The sequence below is a fragment of the Cupriavidus sp. 05N38 genome (assembly GCF_056397345.1).
This window is the reverse complement of the sequence record NZ_JBFTNF010000166.1, coordinates 1-1,010: the sequence shown is the minus strand read 5'-3', so window position 1 is coordinate 1,010 and position 1,010 is coordinate 1. Positions and strand designations below refer to the sequence as shown.

The window sequence follows — 1,010 nt, the reverse complement described above, 5'->3', positions numbered from 1 at the left end:
ACTGGCCGTTAGCGCATTCATTGCCATTTTCGATGACGACGCCCTGCAAAAATGGTGCAAACACACCATGTATCGCGGACCCAAGTTCAATGGGGAAAAACCATACGAGGATACGCAAGAAGAACTTGCCGCTCTCTATGGCGGACTGCGCGAGGTGCTCTGATGTACTACGTAGAGTGGATGGCATGGCTGCTCAACATCAAGTCTGATCAATGGTTTGAAGCGAACATGGGAGACGCCGACGGTTCAAAGAAGCCGCTGGTGGAACCCGTGTATGCAGAGACCGTGGCCGAAGACAAAGCGAATCAGGCAGCGAAACGGTTCGCACATGCCGAAACACGAGGTCCGGTCTATGCCTGCAATGACACTTACCTGGAAATGCGTTGTGGTGGCATGGAGGAGAAGCGCGGGCTGGTAACTTTTGTCTCAGGTGCGGTTGTTCTCCTCCTGTTTGGCATGTGGATTGACTTTGCCTTGCCCATCTTCTGGGCCTTCATCGTGGGCAACGAAACCGTGTTCGGCAGACCTTGGGATATTGGCGACATTGTTTTTGCGGTGTTCGTAACATTTCTTGCTGGCGCACCGCTCTGGTTTTATTTCAAATACGCTTTTCGCGTCACCCGCCTGGAAGCCTTGACCTCCCGTCACCTGCTGATCCGCTTCAACCGTGTCACGCGGCAGGTCTATCTGCATCGTCCTCCTAGCTGTGGAGGGATTGTCGTTGTGCCCTGGGAGGGCGTCAGTTCGATGGAAGTCGCCGGCCAGCGCTTGCTTCTCGGCTGGTTCGCCGACGACACGCCGCTGCCCTTTCCCGTCATAGCCTTTGTCGGCAAGCAAAGCAGCAGTGAGGCGGATTTGCAGGCGGAGTGGGAGTTCATCCGCCGCTACATGAACGAGGGCGGCCTGTCGGCCGTCCCGAAGCCGCGCATCAGCTCGCAACTGCCGCTGCCGTGGCAAGCCTTCATCGCGCAGTTCGAGGCCTTGGGGCCCTTCCTGCGCGAAGGCGGTCC

The 1,010-nt window shown here is 57.2% G+C and carries 1 protein-coding gene; it reads left to right on the top strand.

Annotation, left to right across the window (positions count from 1 at the left end):
• Window positions 1-162: 162 nt before the first annotated feature.
• Window positions 163-1,010, top strand: an 848-nt coding sequence (locus AC1DK4_RS40695; RefSeq protein ID WP_441650516.1) for a hypothetical protein, incomplete at its 3' end; no start/stop codon positions are given.